We start from the raw sequence: 1,186 nt of genomic DNA, 5'->3' as shown, positions 1-1,186 counted from the left end.
TGATTTTTGCAACCACGCCGGCGCCGACGGTACGGCCGCCTTCACGGATAGCGAAGCGCAGGCCTTCTTCCATCGCGATCGGGTTGATCAGCTTGACGGTGATCGACACGTTGTCGCCTGGCATAACCATTTCTTTGTCTGCTGGCAACTCGATCGAACCGGTCACGTCCGTGGTACGGAAGTAGAACTGTGGACGATAGTTGTTGAAGAACGGCGTATGACGGCCGCCTTCGTCTTTCGACAGAACATAGATCTCGCCGGTGAAGTGCGCATGCGGTTTGATCGAGCCTGGTTTTGCCAGCACTTGACCACGCTGCACGTCTTCACGCTTGGTGCCGCGCAGCAGCAGACCAACGTTGTCGCCCGCCTGACCTTGGTCCAGCAGTTTGCGGAACATTTCCACGCCGGTGCAAGTCGTTTTGACGGTATCGGTGATGCCGACGATTTCGATCTCTTCGCCGACCTTGATGATGCCGCGTTCGATACGACCGGTCACAACGGTACCGCGACCCGAAATCGAGAACACGTCTTCCACTGGCATCAGGAAAGCACCGTCGACAGCGCGTTCCGGGGTCGGGATGTAGCTGTCCAGCGCATCGGCCAGGCGCAGCACTGCGTCCACGCCCATTTCGCCTTCAACGCCTTCCAGCGCCATACGGGCCGAACCTTTGATGATCGGCAGGTCGTCGCCTGGGAAGTCGTATTTCGACAACAGCTCGCGCACTTCCATTTCTACCAGTTCCAGCAATTCAGCATCGTCGACCAGGTCGCACTTGTTCAGGAACACGATGATGTAAGGAACGCCAACTTGACGGGCCAGCAGGATGTGTTCGCGGGTTTGCGGCATTGGGCCGTCAGCTGCGGAACATACCAGGATCGCGCCGTCCATTTGCGCTGCGCCGGTGATCATGTTCTTGATGTAGTCGGCGTGGCCTGGGCAGTCAACGTGAGCGTAGTGACGGCCGGCGGTTTCGTATTCAACGTGCGCGGTGTTGATGGTAATGCCGCGTGCTTTTTCTTCTGGTGCCGCATCGATCTGGTCGTATGCTTTGGCTTCGCCGCCGAATTTTTTCGACAGAACCGTTGCGATTGCAGCGGTCAGCGTGGTTTTACCGTGGTCGACGTGGCCGATGGTGCCGACGTTGACGTGCGGCTTGGTCCGTTCGAATTTACCTTTTGCCATTTT

At 57.7% G+C, this 1,186-nt stretch carries 1 protein-coding gene (cut by a window edge); it reads right to left on the bottom strand.

Going from position 1 to position 1,186, the window contains the following annotated elements; translation table 11 throughout:
• A protein-coding gene (gene tuf / locus GJA_RS00005; RefSeq protein ID WP_038498161.1) for an elongation factor Tu crosses the window boundary here: on the bottom strand, window positions 1–1,183 show its 5' portion. It extends 20 nt beyond the left edge of the window; the window shows 1,183 of its 1,203 coding nt (coding positions 1–1,183); its start codon is at window positions 1,181–1,183; its stop codon lies beyond the left edge, outside the window.
• Window positions 1,184–1,186 lie beyond the last annotated feature (3 nt).

The sequence above is a fragment of the Janthinobacterium agaricidamnosum NBRC 102515 = DSM 9628 genome (assembly GCF_000723165.1).
GTDB lineage: Bacteria > Pseudomonadota > Gammaproteobacteria > Burkholderiales > Burkholderiaceae_D > Janthinobacterium > Janthinobacterium agaricidamnosum.
This window is presented reverse-complemented; position numbering and strand designations above follow the sequence as displayed.